Here is a 19,826-nt window from a genome sequence, read left to right as displayed (position 1 = left end):
AAGCTGGAAATTAATTTAATACAATTTTTGTCGTGTACTTAGGAAAAATATGATAAAAAAGGAGCTATAGTTGTGAATGATGGCCCTTTAAAATTCATATCAACTTTAAACCTGAAAGAATGTCAAAATTGTAACTAATATACGAGAGAAAGGTGTTTTTAACCGGGTAATTAAATTACCGCATATATTTAATTAATAATGATTTTAACATACTGCATTTAAAATGATAACTCCACAGGAAGGTGACTTTTAAAAGAGTTGAAAAGATATAGTAAATAATTTATGGCTTTCCCACATTATGCGCAACCGGACTCTAAAGACTGCGGCCCTACATGCCTTAAAATCATTGCAAAACATTATGGCAAAAGCTTAAACATTCAGGCCTTACGCAATTTATCGGAAACTACTCGCGAAGGCAGTAACTTACTAACCCTAAGTGAAGCCGCAGAGAAAATAGGATTTAGGACATTAGGGGTAAAATTATCAGTCAATAAATTAGAAGAAGCACCTTTGCCGTGTATTTTACATTGGAATAATAATCATTATGTGGTTCTTTATAGAGTCAAAAGTCAAAAGTTGAAAGTTAAAAGGTTTTATGTTTCTGACCCTGCTCACGGTTTATTAGAATATACAGAAGAAGAGTTTTTAAAGTTTTGGATAGGCAACAACGCTACTAATCAAACCGAAGAGGGCATTGCCTTATTAGTAGAACCAACGCCAAAGTTCTATAACCAAGAAGACGATGCTAAAAGTAATATGTTTAATAGTCCCCTTTGGGGCTTGGGGGCTTATGTACGCCCCTACAAATCTTTTGTTGTTCAGTTAGCCATCGGTTTACTGGCGGGTAGCTTGCTCCAGCTCATTTTCCCTTTCTTAACACAAAGCATAGTTGATGTAGGCATCCAAAACCAAAATATCCATTTCATTTATTTGGTGTTGTTTGCACAGCTTTTATTGTTCTTTGGAAAAACGGCTTTAGAATTTATTAGAAGCTGGATTTTGCTGCACCTTTCAACCAGGATTAATATTTCCCTTATTTCCGATTTTTTTATCAAATTAATGAATTTGCCTATTTCTTTTTTTGATGTAAGGATGACAGGCGATATCATGCAACGCATTAATGACCACCACCGCATCGAAAGGATAATAACCACCTCATCGTTATCAGTTTTATTTTCAATGGTTAATATGCTTATTATGGGCGGCGTTTTGGCCTATTACAGCCTGAAAATATTTGCGGTTTTCTTTGCAGGAAGTATCTTATACTTTGGCTGGGTGATAGTGTTTTTAAAACGTAGGGAGGCACTGGATTATAAACGTTTTGCCGAAGTTTCACAAGAGCAAAGTAAAGTAATGGAACTCATCAATGGCATGCAGGAAATAAAACTCCACAATGCCGAAAAACAAAAACGCTGGGGTTGGGAACACGTCCAGGCACGGCTCTTTAAAGTCTCGATGAAAAGCCTTGCTTTGGAACAAACCCAAAATATAGGTTCCAATTTTATCAATGAACTTAAAAATATCATTATTATTTTTCTCTCGGCAAAACTGGTTATAGACGGCCACATTACCCTGGGCATGATGATGGCCATCAGCAGTATTGTGGGAAACCTCAATGGCCCGGTTTTACAGCTAATTGGGTTTATAAGGGAGGTACAAGATGCAAAAATTTCATTGGCAAGGCTTTCTGAAATACACGATAAAGAAGATGAATCCCAGCAAGAAGCGTCACAAACTAATGATATTCCATTAGAAAGTGATATAGTCTTAAAAGATGTGTCATTTAGATACATAGGTTCCGACAGGGTAGTATTAGAAAATTTGAATTTGACTATTCCAGCCAATAAAATAACAGCAATTGTAGGAACCAGCGGCAGCGGCAAAACTACTTTAATGAAGTTATTGTTGAAATTTTATGACCCAGTTTCGGGTTCCGTTTCCATTGGAAAAACTAATTTAAAAGATATCAAACAAAAATCCTGGCGTTCACACATTGGAACAGTCATGCAAGAAGGATATATCTTCAATGACACAATTGCCAATAACATTGCCGTAGGGGAAGATGTAATTGATAAAGAACGTTTAGTGTATGCTGCCGATGTAGCCAATATTTTAAGTTTTATTCAGGAATATCCCTTAGGGTTCAATACCAAAATAGGGCAGGAAGGCATAGGCATGAGTACCGGCCAAAAGCAGCGGTTACTTATTGCGCGTGCCGTTTACAAAAATCCTGAAATGCTTTTTTTTGATGAAGCAACATCTGCTTTAGATGCTAATAACGAGAGAGAAATCATGGAAAAGTTAACTATTTTCTTCAAAAATAAAACGGTAGTTATCATTGCCCACAGGCTCAGTACCGTGATGAACGCAGACCAGATCCTGGTTTTAGAAAAAGGCAAAATTATTGAAACCGGAAATCATGACTGGCTGGTAGCTAAAAAAGGAAACTACTATAAATTAGTAAAAAATCAATTACAATTAGGAAATTAACAATGCCGGGACATAATGATATAGAATTAAGAAGTGAAGAAGTACAAGATATACTCACAAAGGTTCCCGGCTGGGTTTTGCGGTGGGGTTCGCTCATTATTTTGAGTATTATAATAATTTTGTTCGGGGTTTCTTATTTGGTAAAATACCCGGACATCGTCACTGCCGAAATAACCATTACCACTTCTGTACCGCCTGAAAAACTGGTGGCCAGGACATCAGGAAAAATTGAAGCAATATTAATAGGCGATAAACAAAAGGTCGATAAAAACACACCGCTGGCCGTGATTGAAAACGCGGCTGATTATAATGATGTTTTTCTCCTGAAAGCCATTACCGATACGATATCCCTGGCCCGTTCTGAATTCCCGTTCCATAAATTACAGGCAGCGCAATTAGGTGAAATCGAAGCGAGTTTTGCCCTGTTCCACAAGGAATATACAGCAAGTGAACTAAACAGGCAATGGCAGCCCCACAAAGTAGAATCCGGCGCCCAGCATTTTGAAGCCATGCAATTAAAAGAACGTTTACAGCTTTTGGAAGGGCAAAAAGAAATAAACAAATCAGAACTGCAATTGATAAAAACGGATGTGGAACGCTATGATAAATTGTATAAAAAGGGCGTCATATCGGCACAAGAAATGGAAAAGCAACGATTGGTACACTTGCAGGCAGAAAAAAATTATAAAAGCCTGTTAAGCAGTATTTCGCAAGTAAAATCATCCATCAACGAATTAAACAGGAACAGCAAAACCACCCTGATAAACGAAAGCACTACTACCGCCAATTTAGAGCGAAGCCTGACGCAGGCTTTTTACCAACTGAAAAAAGCAATCAAAGACTGGGAACTGAACTATGTGTTCCGCCCGTCGGTAAAAGGAACCGTATCATTTTTACAAATCTGGTCGGTAAACCAGACTATCAATGCCGGCGAAAACATGTTTGCCATAATCCCTTCGACAGAAAAAGGATACATAGGGAAAGCAAAGGCAAAAGCTGAAAATTCAGGCAAAATCAAGGCGGGGCAGCGGGTTCATATCCGCCTGGCCAATTTTCCCGACAGGGAATTTGGAATGCTCAGGGGAGTAGTTAAAAACATATCGCTTACCCCGGACAAAGAAGGTAACCTATTGATTGATGTTTGCCTGGTCAGGGGTTTGGAAACATCATACGGCAAGCACATTGACTTCCGGCAGGAAATGCAGGGGACGGCCCAGATTGTTACTGAAGATTTACGATTACTGGAACGATTGCTGTATCAGTTTCGGGGCATCTCTGGGAGGTAGAGCTTTGTAACAATGCGCCATGGTTGCTATTGCTGTTTTGTGAGGTGAGAGCGTCAAAAAACAACCCATGAATGCAAGGATTTTTTCATGCTTTGCCCCGGCCGGGACGCAGTGCCGTTTTGGTTTAGCCCCGATCGGAGCGGCATCCTCCCCGCCGCCGCCGCTTATGGCGGCGGGGAGATAGAGCGGAGAGCGGGACTTGCGTGGCCTGGTGTGCCAGGTATTTGCTGCTCCCAAGGCATAAACCTTACGTATTGCAGATTTTGGCGGGTATGCCGGTAGCTCAAAAGGCGATGTTGCCGGCGAGTTCCCTAAGGGTTGTTTCTGAAACTTTGGCGTTGTATTGTGCGGTGCTGTTGCGCGCTATGGCATTTACATAATTAAGCTGGGCCGTGCGTACTTCAAGTGTTGTGATAGTACCTATGCGGTATTTTTCCATGGTGATATCCAGGTTCTGCCTTGCTATTTCCTCATTTCGTTTTTCGAGCCCCACCAGCTCAAGGTTAGTAAGGTAGGTTTGATAGGCAGCCATAAGCTGCGAGTTTACTGACTGTGCCTGCTGCTTTACCTGCACATCGGTATTATCTATCTGCAGCTTTGCTATCCTTTCATTCCTTCGTTGCAAAAAGCCGTTAAAGATGTTAATTGAGGCCGACAGGCCGTAACTGAACCCCCGGCCTGAGTTTTCCCTCGCAAACCCAAGGCTGTTTTCTGATTCTGTGAAGATATAGCCTGTAGTAACGGCTATCTGCGGATACCTGTTGGCCTTCACCTGTTTCAGGTTGAGTTCCGCTACGCGTTTGTTTATAAGCGCTATCTGTATCTGCGGGTTTTGCTGCCCCGCCAGCGCCATTAGGTCGGCCAGTTGCAGCTTAGTATCAATAACCACAGAGTCGGCCACCACAAAATCAGTGGCCAGGTCCCGCGCCATCAGTTCATTCAGGTAGGTTTTGGTATTGCGGTAAAGTTCCTTCTGCCTCAGGTAATTGGTCTGGTCGGTGTTAAGGTCAACCTGCGCGTTAAGCACCTCAAGCCTGGCCGCCTTACCTATAGTAAACCTGTTTTCGGCAGTAGTAACCCGTTGCCTGGATATTACAATAGCCGTATCAAGGGCCTTTAGCATCTGCTGCTGCTGTACCAGGTCAAAATAGGTAGTCATTACATCGCTCACGGCGGTAAGCACGGTAAGTTTCAGCTCCGTCTGCCCCAGTTTTTCAAGTTCCTGCAACTGGTCATACCGTGCAAACATGCGCAGGCCGTCAAAAATCGTCCATCCCAGGTTAACGCCATAGTTGCGGTTATTGTTCCTTGCATTGTCAAGCTCCTGCACTGTGCCGTCGCTGCGGGTTTGCGTAGAGTTTTGTATAGCATTGTCCTGGTTAAAGGTTGCCGATACATTAGGCAACATACCCGCATTGGCCCAGCTTACATTCTGCTCATCAATCTTAAGGTCATTTGATGCCAGCTTTATATCATAATTATTTTCAAGCGCTATGGCTACTGCTCTTTTCAGCGTAAGCAAAGGCCTTATGCTATCCTGCGCCGTAAGGGTAGTAACATAAAGCATGGCTGTAAAAAAAACTATTCTTTTCATCCTTAGTCTTTAATTGCGTCAAACTCCGGGCGGTGCTTCTTTGGCCTCGACCACATATAATAAACAGCCGGGATGACAAACAGGGTGAGTAGCAACGAAAATACGGTACCGCCTACAATTACAACCCCCATGCCTATACGGCTGGTTGATGCCGCACCTAATGACAGCGCAATAGGCAATGCACCCAGCGCAATGGCTAGACTCGTCATTAATATTGGGCGTAGCCTCGACTCCGCCGCCTCAATGATAGCATCATATTTTGATTTGCCTTCTTCGCGGAGCTGGTTGGCAAATTCTACTATAAGGATACCGTTCTTGGTTACGAGCCCGATAAGCATGATGATCCCTATCTGGCTGAAGATGTTCCACGTTTGCCCGAACAGCCATAAAGATAACAGCGCTCCGGCCACAGCCATAGGCACGGTAAGTATAATTATGAACGGATCAATAAAACTTTCAAACTGGCCGGCAAGGATGAGGTATATAAGCAATAATGCCAGGCCGAAGGCAAAAAGCGTATTGGAGCTACTTTCTACATAATCCCTTGACTCCCCGCTAAGGTCAGTAGTAAAAGTATCATCAAGCACTTTTTCACGCGCGCGCTCCATAGCCTCTATGCCATCGCTTATGCTCCTGCCGGGCGCAAGGCCGGCAGATACTGTAGCCGACATGAACCTGTTGTTGTGGTATAGCTGCGGCGGGCTGCTCTGCTCCTCAACCGTTACAAGGTTATCCAGTTGTATCAGCTGGCCGGTGTTGCTCTTAACATAAACAGAAGTGAGGTCAAGGGGTGCATCACGGTCTTCTTTTTCAAACTGGCCCATTACCTGGTATTGTTTGCCGTTCATCATAAAATAACCGAACCGTTGGCCGCTTAGTGACAGCTGCAGCGTCTGCGCCACATCAAGCAATGATACGCCAAGGCTCTGCGCCTTTTCCCTGTCAAGGGTTACATTTATTTCCGGCTTGTTAAACTTCAGGTTTACATCGGTCATGGAAAATGTAGGGTCCTTGCTTATCTCATCCATAAACGGCGGTATCTTTTCACGTAGCTTATCAAAGCTTTGTGCCTGGATAATATACTGCACCGGAAAGCCTCCCCTGCGGTTTACGGCTATAGTGGGCTGCTCTGATACTGATGTCCTGGCTTCAGGGTAGCGCTTAGTCCATTTAGTAAGGTTTTCCGCAATCTCTTTCTGGGACCGTTCCCTTTCCCCCGGCTCAACCAGCGCAATCCTGATGCGCCCGCTGTTTACAGAAGCTGAGCCGAATCCCGGAGAGGTAATAACCAGGCTTACCTTTTTTTCGGGTATAGAATCATTGATAAGCTTTTCCAGGTCCTGCATGAACCGGTCCATATAGTCATATGACGCGCCCTCGGGGCCGGTAACATTTACCCCCACAAAACTGCGGTCATCATACGGTGCGGTTTCTTTCTGCAATATAGTAAAGAACAGTGCAATAAGGCCAATACAGCCAATGAGCACCGGGAAACTCAGCCATTTGCGCTTCATAAAGTTTTTAAGCGTATTGGCATAGCCCGAGTTCATCTTTTCAAAATAGGGCTCGGTAAAGTTATAGAACCTTGATTTTTTATGCACATCGCCTTTCATGAGGTAGGCATTTAGCATAGGGGTAAGCGTAAGGGATACAAATGCCGAGACAAGCACTGCGGAGGCAATGACGACCCCGAACTCCCGGAACAGCCTGCCAACAAATCCTTCAAGGAATATTACAGGGAGAAATACCGCTGCCAGTGTAACCGAAATGGATATTACAGCAAAAAATATTTCGTTAGCCCCTTTCATGGCAGCCTCTATAGGTGTCATGCCCTCTTCCACTTTTTTGAAGATATTTTCCGTTACTACAATACCGTCATCAACTACAAGCCCCGTTGCCAGCACTATGGCCAAAAGCGTAAGTACGTTTATAGAGAAACCGAATATATACATGATGAAAAAAGTGGCTATAAGCGAAACCGGTATATCCAGCAGGGGGCGCAGCGCTATGGCCCAGTCCCTGAAGAACAGGTAAATGATAAGGGTAACCAGCACCAGCGACAGCACCAGCGTTTCGGCAACTTCATGTACTGATTTTTTTATAAATGCCGTGTTATCAATAGCTATATTAAGCTTCAGGTCTTCGGGCAGGTCTTTTTTCATTTGCTCAAACTGCCCGTAAAAAGCATCGGCAATTTCAATATAATTGGTGCCCGGCTGGGGTATAATAGCAAGACCCACAAGCTGTTGGCCGTTGTTGGTCATTTTGGTTTCAAGGTTTTCCGGGCCCAGTTCGGCACGGCCAACATCGCTTAGTTTTACTATCTTTTCTCCTTCCGATTTAATGATAATATCATTAAACTGTTCCGGAGTTGAAAGGTTACCCATAGTTTTTACCGTAAGCTCGGTGTTGGTCCCTGTGAGTTTGCCTGTAGGCAGTTCCACATTCTGCCGGTCAAGCGCATCACGTACATCGGCTACAGTAGCACCATAGGCTGCCAGTTTCACAGGGTCTATCGAGAGGCGCATGGCATAGCGTTTCTGTCCCCATATCTGCACGCTGCTCACGCCCGGAATGGTTTGCAGCCTTTCTGCAATCACATTTTCGGCAAAATCGCTCAGCTCAAGCGGGTTCCTGGTAGCGCTTTGTACCGTCATGGTTATTATCGGTTCTGAGTCGGCATCCGCTTTAGATACCACCGGTGGCGCGTCTATATCCTGCGGCAGGTTCCTTATGGCCTGCGACACCTTGTCGCGCACATCATTAGCGGCTTCCTCCAGATCTTTCTCCAGGTTGAACTCTACCGTAATATTGCTTGAGCCCTGGTTACTGGACGATGTTATATTCCTGATACCGTCAATCTGGTTAATTGCCTTTTCCAGCGGCTCGGTTATCTGCGATTCTATAATATCGGCATTGGCTCCCGAATAGCTGGTACGGACCGATATCTGGGCCGGGTCAATAGAAGGGAACTCCCTTACCCCAAGGAACGTGTAGCCTATTATCCCGAACAGGATGATTGCCACGTTCATCACGATGGTAAGTACAGGCCTCTTTATGCTTAGTGTTGATAAACTCATTGTTCAGCCTTCCTGTTAACCGATACCTTTACCGGCGCATCGTTCTTTAGGATTAATACACCTGTAGTTATTACCGTGTCGCCGGCATTTAGCCCGCTGAGTACCACTACATCCTTTTCTGTACGTGTACCTGTTTCAACCATTATTTCCTTTGCTTTACCGTTATCCGCCACAAAAACCTTTTTGCCTCCCTGCACGGGCACTATGGCTTCAGTGGGTACTAAAAAAGCATCCTCTATCTTTTCAAGCGGCAGGGCAACACTTGCGAAAGTTCCCGGCAGGAGCTTTCCGTCAGTATTCTCTGCAATAGCCCTTACCCTCAGGGTGCGTGTAGCTACTTCTACAGCAGGTTCAATAGCGTAAATCTTGGCACGGAATGTATCCGGTATGCCCGAAACCGTAAAAGTTATCTCCGAGGCAGGCTTTAGCTGCGCGGCATACTTTTCGGGTATGGAAAATGTGAGTTTTATCCGGCTGCTGTTCACTAGTGTGGTTATCAGCGTTTCCGATGTTACAAAAGTACCCGGCGAAATGTTCCTTAACCCTATAATACCAGAGAAAGGAGCCCTTATGCTGGTTTTGGCCAGCTGTGCATTGATAAGCTGTGTCTGTGCCTGGGCTGTTTTATAATCGGCGGTGGCAATATCATACTCTTCCCTGCTAATAGCTTCCTTTTCATAAAGAAGCCGTGCCCGCCTGGCATTTTCAGCTGCAAGGCCCTGCCTTGTACGCACCTCGCCGAGCCGCGCACGCAGCTCTAAATCATTTATTTTTACGAGCACCTGCCCTTTTGTTACCCTTGCGCCTTCAGTAAAATATATTTTTTCTGCTATGCCTGCTACCTCGCTCCTTATTTCAACCTGCTCATTTGCCTCAACTGAGCCTGACAGGGACAGCGTGTTGGCAAATTCCTGTGGGGCTACTACAATACCGCTTACGGTCATTGGCGGCTTTTTACCGCCACCCTGGCCGGAGGCGCCTTCTTTCTGTGCTGCATTTTGTGTTATCCTGTAATATAGTAAAGCCCCTATTCCCGCTATGATTATTGTATATACAATATATTTTATCTTCATCTCTGTTTGTGGTAAAAAGCAAACACAAATCTAAAATTTTCCCGCCCCTTTAACTACAGTATTATTTATTTTAACAAAATATTACGCCTGTTGATTCTGTGGTTAATGAAGGCTTACGAGTGGTACATTAATATTATAACTGTAAAAAAATATTTTTAGTTAAAACTAAATTTTTAATTTTGTACATCTAATATAAAGCCATGAAAATTTATATATGCCTTTTGTCCCTCGTGTTCGCACCCCTCTCGGCTCAGGTTACCATGTCCGGAAAAATAACCGATGCCGGAGGCCCTGTACCCGGAGCTAATGTTGTTATTCCTTCGCTTGGCCTCAGTACAGCAGCCAATGAAGAAGGTATTTACACACTTGGCAGTATACCCGCCGGCAATCATGAGATTGTTTTCAGCAGTGTAGGCTACAGGACCGCCAGGCGGAAGATTAGTTTTACATCAGCACCCCTTACCGTAAATATTGTACTTGAAGAGGAGGATAACTCCCTGGAAGAATTAGTAATTACGGGTACCATGAAGGAAGTTAGCCGCACCGAAAGCCCTATACCTGTAGAAATTGTTACCTCCAAACTTTTCAAAAAGAACCCTACTGCCACATTGTTTGAGGCCGTAGGAATGGTTAATGGGGTGCAGCCACAGCTCAACTGCAGCGTGTGCAACACCGGCGACATACACATCAACGGCATGGAAGGTCCCTATACCATGATACTAATTGACGGTATGCCCATAGTAAGCGCCCTTTCTACAGTATATGGACTGAACGGTATCCCCAACAGCATAGTTGACCGTATAGAAGTGGTTAAGGGGCCCGCATCATCTTTATACGGTTCAGAAGCTATGGGGGGCATTATCAATGTGGTAACCAAAAGCCCGCTAAAAGCACCCGCCATAAGCGCAGATGTTTTTACTACCAGCTGGGGAGACCTGAATATGGACGCGGCAGTACGCCTTAAAGCAGGCCCGGCAACAGGGCTGTTAGGTGTAAATTATTTTATATTCAAAGAGCGGCATGACCACAACCGCGATAACTTTACGGATGTTACGCTGCAGGACAGGGTATCAATATTCAATAAATGGAACTTTGAGCGAAAAGATAACCGTATGGCAAGCATTGCCGGAAGGTACGTGTATGAGGACCGCTGGGGCGGCGAGATGCAGTGGAACAAAAGTTTCCGCGGAAGTGATGTGGTATACGGCGAAAGCATATATACCCGCCGTGCGGAACTTATAGGGCTATACCAGCTGCCCCTGGAGGAAAAGATATATACACAATATTCCTACAACTGGCATGACCAGAACTCGTGGTACGGCAACACACCTTACATGGCTACACAACAGGTAGCCTTTGTACAGGGATACTGGGATAAGCAGTTTGGAGAAAAACATAACTTTTTACTGGGTGCTGCCCTTCGGTATACCGTATATGATGACAATACGCCCGGAACTGCAAACCCTGATGGCACCAATAATGCCTCAGTAAAAAGGCTGCCCGGTATCTTTATACAGGATGAATGGAGCATTACAGAAAAGCATAAGCTGCTGGGAGGCTACCGCTATGACTACGATGATGACCACGGCAGTGTACACTCGCCGCGGATAGCTTACAAGTTTTCACCCAACAGCAACAACACGTTCCGGGCAAGTTTCGGAACAGGGTTCAGGGTCGTCAATTTATTCACTGAAGACCATGCCGCCCTTACCGGCGCCCGGGAGGTAGTTATTGAGGAAGAACTGAAACCGGAACGTTCTTATAATGCCAACCTGAACTATGTACTTAAAATCCCTACAGAAAATTTCTTTTTAGGACTTGATATTACCGGCTTCTACTCTTATTTTACCAACAAAATTGTGGGTGATTTTGATACTGACCCTAATAAGATAATCTATGATAACCTCAGGGGCCATGCCATATCGCAGGGAGTATCATTAAATACTGACCTGACCTTTACCTTCCCGCTGAAGATACTGGCAGGAGTAACCTATATGGATGTGTACCAGATGGAAGAGAATGAAACGGGTAGCCTGGAGAGGATTGTACAGCTACAGGCGCCAAAATGGTCAGGTAATTTTGTAGCAAGCTATACACTGCCTCATGATGTATCTATAGATCTTACAGGTAATTTTTACGGCCCTATGCGGCTTCCCATACTCCCAAATGATTTCAGGCCCGGGTATTCGCCGTGGTTTTGTATTGCCAACCTGCAGCTTACCAAAAAATTCAGCTATGGGCTGGAATTTTACGGGGGTGTAAAGAACTTGTTTAACTTTACGCCAAAAGATCCTATTATACGGCCGTTTGACCCATTTGACCGCAATGTAGATGACCCTGTAAACAACCCTAACGGCTACACCTTTGACCCCAGCTATAATTATGCGTCCCTGCAGGGGCGAAGGATATTTTTAGGCATCCGTTATAATCTGTTATAAAATGAAGATAAAAGTGCTCATACTACTACTATTGCTTGGAGGTTTTGCTTTCGGGCAAAAAAAGTATGCAGTGAGCTTTGAGGAACTGCCGCTAAAGATGACAGAGAACCCAAAGCCGGTAGTTGTGAAGATATATACTGACTGGTGCGGTATCTGTAAGATACAGGATAAGCAGGTTGAAAAAGATATTGAACTTCAGCAAATATTCGCTAAAGATTTCTATTATGTGGAATTTAATGCGGAGTCCCGTGCCGATATTACCTTCAATGGCAGGACGTACAGGTTTATTCCGCATGGCACAAAAGGAGGCATCCATGAGCTGGCAGTAGCACTTGGCGGGAAGCAGCTATCTTATCCCTGCTGGGTACTGCTGGACCCTGGTTATTATGTAACTGCAAGGCACAGCGGCCTCCTGAAGCCAAAACAGTTAAAAGCTTTGCTCTCTTCGGAACCCTGACCAGCATCATGTGCCCTTTCTCAGCGCCTTAACCCCTACAGGCTCAAAGTTGATCATCTGCGCCACCATATCATAAAGCGCAGGCAGCTTTTGCCTGAATTCTTTAGGCGTTTCAAAAAAATATTCCAGTGCTACGGCTATAAATTCATACTGGTTGGTATAGGCATATTCCCTTAAATAATTTGCCTCCCTAAGCCCCGCTGCATTATCCGGATTACTTACATATGCCATTATCTTATCAAACATATCACTGTAGATTATGGCAGACGCCCCTCCTCTTTGCTTTACAGAATCAATATGCAGCGCGTGGGCAAACTCATGTAGCCCCAGGTTTAAGTTGTCACTTGTAAAGGCCATGCCTTCTACAAAATGCTTCCATGAAAAAACAACAGCCCGTGCCCCATAATTAAATTCTCCCTTGTGCAGGTTGCCGTTGGCCGACTCAAAAATATCAGGATAAAGAATGATTGCTTTAAAGATATTAGGCAGGAAACGCCGCATGCCGAAAGTGAGCATTACCCAGGTTCCAGCAATAACCAGTTTCATATCTTCTGTAACCTCAAGGCCCTTCCTGCCAAAAAACTTGTATTTTTTTATAAAGCAATGTACCCTGTGCCTGAAATAGCGTTTCCGCTTATCGGGCAGGTTACGGTAAAAAGAAAATTCTCTTTGGAGCACGGCCTGTTCCTGTGGCTGGAGTTCTTTAGGGAAAAGGTAGAAATGCACGTACAGGGGCTTATTGAAAGCCATCATCCAGGCCGATTCAATAATTTTAACCGAAATGAAAAAGAAGGTATACAGGATAAGCGCCGCAAACATCAGCAGCACAACAACTGTTACAAATATGGCAAAAGCTTCTCCCATAGCATGGCATGCCTAAAGACTTAAAATTCTACATTTTTAAAACTTTACTTCTTCCCCTACGCCAAGGCCATTATTTTTAGCGATTACCCCACACATGTGGAACAGCATGCGTGCGCCAACGTTACCGTCCCAGTCATCATTTTCGCCGGGGGCAACTTCAACCAGGTCAAAACCTATAATTTCTTTGCCCGATGCTGCCAATTTACTGAAGAGGTAGGAAGCCTGCTCAAAAGAAAAACCTCCCGGTACAGGTGTGCCTGTATTGGGGCAGTACCACGGGTACATACCGTCAATATCAAAACTGATGCAAACCTTTTGCGGCAACGCATTTATAATGTTATCGCATTGTTGTTTCCAGGTTACGCCTTCAAAAGTTTCCGCTTTTAAATCCCTGTCCGTAAATACTTTTACACGGTTCTTATACTGCTCCACAACCTCAACCTCCTGCTCTGAAAAGTCACGGATGCCCACCTGCACAATCTTTGATATCTGCGGAAGCTGTAGTGCGTTGTACATAATTGAAGCATGAGAGTACGTAAACCCTTCGTATGCTATACGCAAATCCATGTGCGCATCCAGGTGAAGGATGCCAAAATCATTATGTTTACGGGCCAAGGCGCGGTAGTAACCAAGCGGTGTGCTGTGGTCTCCGCCTAAAAGCACTACCTTTTTGCCCTTCTCCATCCAGAACTCAACACGTTGCTGTACCGCATTATGGAACTGCCCGCAAACTTCGTTTATAGTGTCGAGATCTTCCTTCAGCGTGGCATCCTCTTCCACTTTCCGGCCGGCTTCAAGCGCGGTGATAATGGGCTGTGCCAGGGCTTTGTGTTTGCGGCTTTTCTCTGCCCATTCCGTAGTCAGCCCGCTATTATCCATGTATATCCCCAGCTTCCAGAGGCCGGGGAACTCCTGGTGCAGCAGGTCTACCTGGTATGACGCTTCAAGTATGGCCTCCGGCCCGTCAGAAGCGCCGGCGCCGTAGCTTACGGTAACCTCCCAGGGTGCGGGTACAACTATAATTTCACTTTCTTCAGCGGTAAACGGCAACCCAAAAATACTTGCATCAGCTAAACCGGGCTGGCTAGGGTCAAAATTTTTTATTTTTTCTTCTTTAGTCATGTGATGATTGAATTTTCGATTGTTGGATTTTTCGATTGTTTGACATGAACCCTCTACAGACATATCAATTATTACTTTAAATCGTTTTTCTTTAATGATGACATAAATTTTGACGCCATCATGATAATCCTGTTTAATTCATATAATAAAGAATGATTTGAAGCATCATTAAGAAATCCAAGGTCATTAGATATCAGTAATTGTGTTTCCAACTCATAACAAGACCCAATAGCAATCTCTAAAAATCTGCAAAAATCTTTGTTAGAATGCCGCGAAGCGCCTTCTGCAATGTTTGAAGGTATAGATACGGCAGACCTTCGCATTTGGTTTGTTATACCAAACTTTTCACTTTGGGGAAAATTATTAGTAGCAAGATACACCTTTGAGCAAAACTTCCTGCTTATCTTCCAAATTTCAAGTTCTTTAAAATTGTGCATATATTTCCGGTGGTCGAAAAATCGAAGTATCGAAAAATCTACCTTACTTTTTATGTGATACAATTCCCTGCTTTAATATCTGCCCGAACTCATACATATCTTCAAAAGAGCAATAGAACGGCACCGGCGCCAGCCTTATAACATTGGGCTCCCTCCAGTCTACAATGACGCCATTCTTCATCAGGTACTCAAACAAAGCCCTGCCTTCACCATGAAGGAAAACCGATAGCTGGCATGCCCTTTCTTCAGGATTAGGCGGAGTGATGATCTCAAAGGTGCTATCTACCTCTTTGTCAATTTCATGCAGAATGAATTCAAGATAGGCTGTAATTAAGTCTCTTTTTGCAATAAGCGCGGTCATGCCTACCTCATCAAACATTTCAACAGAAGCCAGGTAAGGCGCCAGCGAAAGAATGGGGAGGTTGCTCACCTGCCAGCCGTTAGCACCACGCACAGGGTCAAAGGCCGGCTCCATAAGGAAGCGGCGCTCTTTGTTATGTCCCCACCATCCGGCAAAGCGAGGCAGGTCCATATCATTATGGTGCATTTCGTGTACAAAAGCACCCGATGCGTTACCCGGGCCTGAGTTCATGTACTTATAGCTGCACCAGGCCGCAAAATCTACATTCCACTCGTGCAGTTCCAGCTTTATATTGCCCGCGGCATGGGCAAGATCCCACCCTACATAAGCCCCCACGTCCTGGCCTGCTTTAGTAATGGTTTTTATATCAAAAACCTGCCCTGTGTAGTAGTTGACACCACCCATCAGCACAAGAGCAAGCTCATCGCCTACTTCTTTTATTTTGGCCAGCACATCTTCGGTGCGGATGTTGTGCTCGCCTTCCCGCCTTTTAATTTCCACAATGGCATCATCAGGGTCAAATCCATGGAATTTTACCTGGCTTTTGAGCATGTACTGGTCGCTCGGGAACGCTTTTTCCTCGCAAATAATTTTATATCGCCTGGCTGTAGGCCTGTAAAACGTAACCATGAGCAGGTGCAGGTTTACGGTAAGGGTATTCATAACGGTTACCTCTGTTGGCAAAGCACCGACAATTTTACTTAGCGGACCGGCAAAACGCTCATGGTAATCCCACCAGGGCTTTTCGGCATAGAAATGGCCTTCTACGGCCAGTTTGGCCCAGTCGTCCATCACCTCATCTACATAAGCTTTAGTGCGCTTTGGCTGCAGGCCCAGCGAATTTCCTGTAAAGTATATCACCTGCTTTCCGTTGACATGCGGAAATATAAATTCGTCGCGGTATTTAGCGAGTTTGTCTTTAGCATCCAACTGCTGTGCAAATTCACGTGTATTCTGAAATTCCATGATTGTTTGTTTGTCGGAGCGTAAAAGTAAGGAAATATTATGGTAAGATTTGAAAATTTGGAAATGTATCAATGTAATAATGTACCAATGTATCAATGTGATAATGTACCAATGTGATAATGCTACATATGCTGCCTGACGGGGAAGTAGCAGGGTGAATGTGCAGCCATTATAACCAACGCAAAGTGTTGTCCTTGCATGGTGCAATGGCAGTGCAGTAAGTGCGATAATGCCCCCTGTACCCGCTACAGCTATGGTTACGCCTGCTCACAGCCGGCCTGTGCTACTTAATAATGTAATTGCTGTGGCTGAATGTACTGCCGCGGCTTTACCATATGAAGTTACCGGCAGCAGCCTGAAAGCCGGATGTATCAATTTTAAAAGTACTGCCCCGAGAACTATAACCGCAGCCCCGAGAACTATAACCGCAGACCCGAGAACTATAACCTCAGACCCAAAAACTATAACCGAAGCCCCAAAAATTATAACCGCACCCACAAAAACTATAACCGCAGCCCCAAAAACTATAACCGCAGCACCAAAAACTATAACCGCAGCACCAAAAACTATAACCGCAGCCCCAAAAACTATAACCGCAGACCCAAAAACTATAACCGCAGCCACAAAAACTATAATTGCAGTCCTAAAAACTATAACCGCAGCCCCGGGAATTATTTATTTTTTTGTGGGGGTAATGGTTGGATGCGTGGTTTGTGTTTGTTTGCCATAAAATATGGGGGTTGCTGTGCTGTGGCCTGGCTGCTCTCAATGAGGCTTTGGGCTGATTACTTGAACTTGCGAATGTGCTTACACCTGTGGGTTGATATTTAAAACTTAGGCTCAAACCCTTTTTCTTTAAACCAATTTTCACTAATCTTATTATTGTCACTTTTTGGTTTTGGGTCTGCTTCATTCACTTTGAATGTTGTCGGCAAGTTAACTGCGTGGCCAAAAATTAAAGCGTGTTGTGTCGGAATTGAAGGCATTCTCCGCAAAATGGTTTCTGAAATATGCGGTGTTATTTGTCTAATGTGCGATAAATCTTCTGGGTTTTGTATTCTATGAACAATGAAATTGCTGCATTGTGATAATACAGTCTTTGAAAGTTCACTTGGTCGTTGGGATGAAACAAGCAAGAACATACCGTATTTTCTTCCTTCCTTAGCGATTCGTTCAAATATTTTATTAGCATCACCAAATACTTTGCCTGAATCAGTTGAGATATATCTGTGAGCTTCTTCTAAAACAAGGTTTACTGGAAACTTATTTCGTTCAGAAGATAGTCTTAACTTTTCAAATATCATCCGAGACAAAACGCAAGAAATAACTTCAATCATTTCATCGGTAGCCGAATTAAGGTCAATTATTATTACTTGAGTTTCTTTTAAGTTTTCATTTAAACCAAGAAATTGATTTACATATACGTCTGACTTCTCCGCTGTTTTGCATTCCGTTAAAAATTTAAAATCGTCTCTTTTTATTGTTTTCAATCTAGTTATCATAGATGAGCAATAATCTCTTATCTGCTTGTTTCCAAATGCTTCTTCATAAAGTATGGAAAGTTCAATTAAGTCTTCAAAATCATCAAATTTAAACTCATCATTATTGTAAGTAGGTATTGTGAAATCTGGAATTTCATATGTTTTTAGCTCATTAAGAAAGTTTTGTTGATTTTGTTGTTGCAATGCAGGAGTGCTTCCCTGAAAGCTGCCAAACTGAGAGCTAAAATGATGTTTAGATAGTATTGTTGAATTTAAACTTCCTTTGCCGAATTTTTCTAAAATCAAATGCATACGCTGTCCCTTTGCAGCTGAATTGTCTATTACTGAAACAGTTTGTTGTATTGCTTTAGAAACAACGTGATTAAAATGAGCATCTGTTTTTAAACTAGTAAAACCAAGTGCATTTCTCAAAACTGGAAGTTGTGAACGTTCGCTTGCTTTAAGTAATAAAGACCATTCGTCAATGTTTAAATACCAATGAGGTAACTCAAACATCTTGCATTCAACTCCTTCTATCTTTTCAACTGGCAATTCTGATGTTGAATAAAATTTTACATCAATGTCTTTTTTGGGATTCTTAGAGTTAAGATGCTTAAATGCTTCGTAATACTCGCCATTTACATCAAAGAAAATAAAGGTGCTTCCTGTAGCACTATTCTCTTCAAATTTATAAAGTGTTTGTAGCATTGAAGCAATTGTGCAAGATTTACCACTACCTGTATTACCTAATATTGCAGAATGACTTCCAAAGAACTTATCAATATCAAGTTTTACTTCATAATCAGGGAAAATTGTTGATTTACCAATGGGCAAAGAAGTATATCTGAATTTACAATCACATTTGCCTTTTTTACAGTCATCTGAATCTTTGCAGATTTGAACTTTTATGTTTTCAGTTTTGAAAATGGTATCAAGCTCCTTTTCTTTAATGTAAAGAACATCCGAATATAGAGTTGGATAAACACTTACCCCAAATTCAAAATTTAATGATTCATCTTTTGCATTTTTGATAGTTCCAATCGGTAACACTTCTAAGAATTTACCTGCTTGAATTTTGCTAAGTATTTGGTCAGTTGGATTTGAGAAAGGAACATTTAAGTCTTTTTCTCGCACACCTGAAACTTCCGCAACTATGTAATAATTCTGATAAGGAACAATAACGTAACTATTCAATTGTGCAAAATAATGAATGTCATCAAAACCACTGACATTGAAGTTATCTAAACCGCTTAAAAGTTCAACAGAAAAGCGGTCAGAATTAATTGCTACTACTTTGCCAATAACTCTTTGTTTATCTTCTTTTGTCATTTTAAGAGATTCTTTAAGTTATTGATTGTTGCTTCCATTTTGTGGTCTAAATCTTCAGCAGTCAAGTCAGGTAATATTTGCTCAACAAAATTTTTAAAGAAATATAAAGGTGTATAATCCGTTTTGTCAGCAGGCCATTTTTCACCGATTATCCAAATTCTAGTGTCGTTCAATTCAAGTAGTTTACCAATTGCATTCTTTTCTGTTGGTTCTCCAATTACTATTAAACGAAAGGAGGGAATTGTAAATGCTTGGAAAATCAAATTATTGATATGCTCATCGCTAAAACTATAACCAATGGTAACAAGGATATTGTTGTTTTGCATCAGTTTTTTCTGAAACTCCCTAAACAAGTCGGAGTAAGGACTTCCTAAGCTAGCATTGTATTTTAAAGGTGTGGGATGAATCATTATCGTTTCCTTTTCCCTTAATTCTTCTAATGTTGGTTCTTGAATTTCTTTTACCTTGAAAAGTTTATTTTCTCCATCTGCTTCAATCCAATTAACTGAACCGTGAATTTTATACAAGTAAAAGAAGTTATCAATTACACTCCACTTTGATTGTGATAAATCCATTTTTTCGGCTAAAGCGTAATTGAAAATTGCGGGATTAAAAAACTTGCTAATGCCACCTGTAAAGCCATTTACATAATGAATACCAAGCAAATCCATTGCTCTTTCAGAATACAAGTCGTAATTGGTCGTAAAAATGTTTAAACGTGGTAAAGTTGGATTCCTTGAAAGTAGCTTTCTATAAAACTGTTTGTAAGTTTCAATTAAAGGTTTGTCAATGCTTGCCTTTCCTTCTTCTGACTTTGCATTCTCAGCGTTCAAGCATTTTTCTAATAA

At 42.8% G+C, this 19,826-nt stretch carries 14 protein-coding genes; 4 read left to right on the top strand and 10 right to left on the bottom strand.

Features of this window, described 5'->3' with window-relative positions; all coding sequences use genetic code 11:
• Positions 1 to 282 precede the first annotated feature (282 nt).
• Positions 283 to 2,490 (top strand): peptidase domain-containing ABC transporter, encoded by a 2,208-nt coding sequence (locus CHU92_RS08785; RefSeq protein WP_094414691.1) that lies wholly within the window; start codon positions 283 to 285, stop codon positions 2,488 to 2,490.
• A 2-nt stretch (positions 2,491 to 2,492) separates the two neighbouring features.
• Positions 2,493 to 3,776, top strand: coding sequence for an HlyD family secretion protein (locus CHU92_RS08780; RefSeq protein ID WP_094414689.1), 1,284 nt, complete (start codon positions 2,493 to 2,495; stop codon positions 3,774 to 3,776).
• A 283-nt stretch (positions 3,777 to 4,059) separates the two neighbouring features.
• Here CHU92_RS08780 and CHU92_RS08775 read toward each other — a convergent pair whose 3' ends face one another.
• The 3 genes from CHU92_RS08775 to CHU92_RS08765 are packed head-to-tail and all read right to left on the bottom strand — an operon-like array spanning position 4,060 to position 9,523.
• On the bottom strand, positions 4,060 to 5,370 hold the full coding sequence (locus CHU92_RS08775; RefSeq protein WP_094414687.1) for a TolC family protein: 1,311 nt from the start codon (positions 5,368 to 5,370) through the stop codon (positions 4,060 to 4,062).
• A 2-nt stretch (positions 5,371 to 5,372) separates the two neighbouring features.
• Positions 5,373 to 8,450: an efflux RND transporter permease subunit gene (locus CHU92_RS08770; RefSeq protein ID WP_094414685.1), complete on the bottom strand. Its 3,078-nt coding sequence runs from the start codon at positions 8,448 to 8,450 to the stop codon at positions 5,373 to 5,375.
• Entirely contained in the window at positions 8,447 to 9,523 is a 1,077-nt protein-coding gene (locus CHU92_RS08765; protein ID WP_094414683.1) for an efflux RND transporter periplasmic adaptor subunit, read from the bottom strand. The genes CHU92_RS08770 and CHU92_RS08765 overlap by 4 nt, the downstream gene beginning before the upstream one ends.
• A gap of 200 nt (positions 9,524 to 9,723) precedes the next feature.
• Between CHU92_RS08765 and CHU92_RS08760 the strand changes: the two genes are divergently transcribed.
• Positions 9,724 to 11,961 (top strand): TonB-dependent receptor, encoded by a 2,238-nt coding sequence (locus tag CHU92_RS08760; protein WP_094414681.1) that lies wholly within the window; start codon positions 9,724 to 9,726, stop codon positions 11,959 to 11,961.
• A 1-nt stretch (position 11,962) separates the two neighbouring features.
• Positions 11,963 to 12,418 carry a thioredoxin family protein gene (locus CHU92_RS08755; protein ID WP_094414679.1) on the top strand — a complete coding sequence of 152 codons (456 nt, stop codon included), beginning with the start codon at positions 11,963 to 11,965 and terminating at the stop codon, positions 12,416 to 12,418.
• Positions 12,419 to 12,424: 6 nt separating this feature from the next.
• Here the strand turns inward: CHU92_RS08755 and CHU92_RS08750 are convergent, their stop codons facing one another.
• From CHU92_RS08750 to CHU92_RS16020, 7 genes are all read right to left on the bottom strand, one after another.
• A complete protein-coding gene (locus tag CHU92_RS08750) occupies positions 12,425 to 13,282 on the bottom strand; it encodes a zinc-dependent peptidase (protein WP_094414677.1) in 858 nt (285 codons plus the stop codon).
• A gap of 36 nt (positions 13,283 to 13,318) precedes the next feature.
• Positions 13,319 to 14,404, bottom strand: a complete 1,086-nt coding sequence (locus tag CHU92_RS08745; RefSeq protein ID WP_094414675.1) for an agmatinase family protein — start codon at positions 14,402 to 14,404, stop codon at positions 13,319 to 13,321.
• Between the two features lie 71 nt (positions 14,405 to 14,475).
• Entirely contained in the window at positions 14,476 to 14,841 is a 366-nt protein-coding gene (locus tag CHU92_RS08740; RefSeq protein ID WP_094414673.1) for a four helix bundle protein, read from the bottom strand.
• A 43-nt stretch (positions 14,842 to 14,884) separates the two neighbouring features.
• Positions 14,885 to 16,168 (bottom strand): kynureninase, encoded by a 1,284-nt coding sequence (gene kynU, locus CHU92_RS08735; protein ID WP_094414671.1) that lies wholly within the window; start codon positions 16,166 to 16,168, stop codon positions 14,885 to 14,887.
• 267 nt (positions 16,169 to 16,435) lie between these two features.
• Positions 16,436 to 16,792, bottom strand: a complete 357-nt coding sequence (locus CHU92_RS15560; RefSeq protein ID WP_129583039.1) for a hypothetical protein — start codon at positions 16,790 to 16,792, stop codon at positions 16,436 to 16,438.
• Between the two features lie 203 nt (positions 16,793 to 16,995).
• The gene (locus CHU92_RS08725) at positions 16,996 to 18,978 is read right to left on the bottom strand and encodes an ATP-binding protein (RefSeq protein ID WP_094414667.1); all 1,983 of its coding nucleotides are present in this window, start codon (positions 18,976 to 18,978) and stop codon (positions 16,996 to 16,998) included.
• Positions 18,975 to 19,811: an SIR2 family protein gene (locus CHU92_RS16020; protein ID WP_207759823.1), complete on the bottom strand. Its 837-nt coding sequence runs from the start codon at positions 19,809 to 19,811 to the stop codon at positions 18,975 to 18,977. The genes CHU92_RS08725 and CHU92_RS16020 overlap by 4 nt, the downstream gene beginning before the upstream one ends.
• Positions 19,812 to 19,826 lie beyond the last annotated feature (15 nt).

It is taken from the genome of Flavobacterium cyanobacteriorum (assembly GCF_002251835.1).
GTDB classification, from domain to species: domain Bacteria; phylum Bacteroidota; class Bacteroidia; order Flavobacteriales; family Flavobacteriaceae; genus Flavobacterium; species Flavobacterium cyanobacteriorum.
This window is presented reverse-complemented; position numbering and strand designations above follow the sequence as displayed.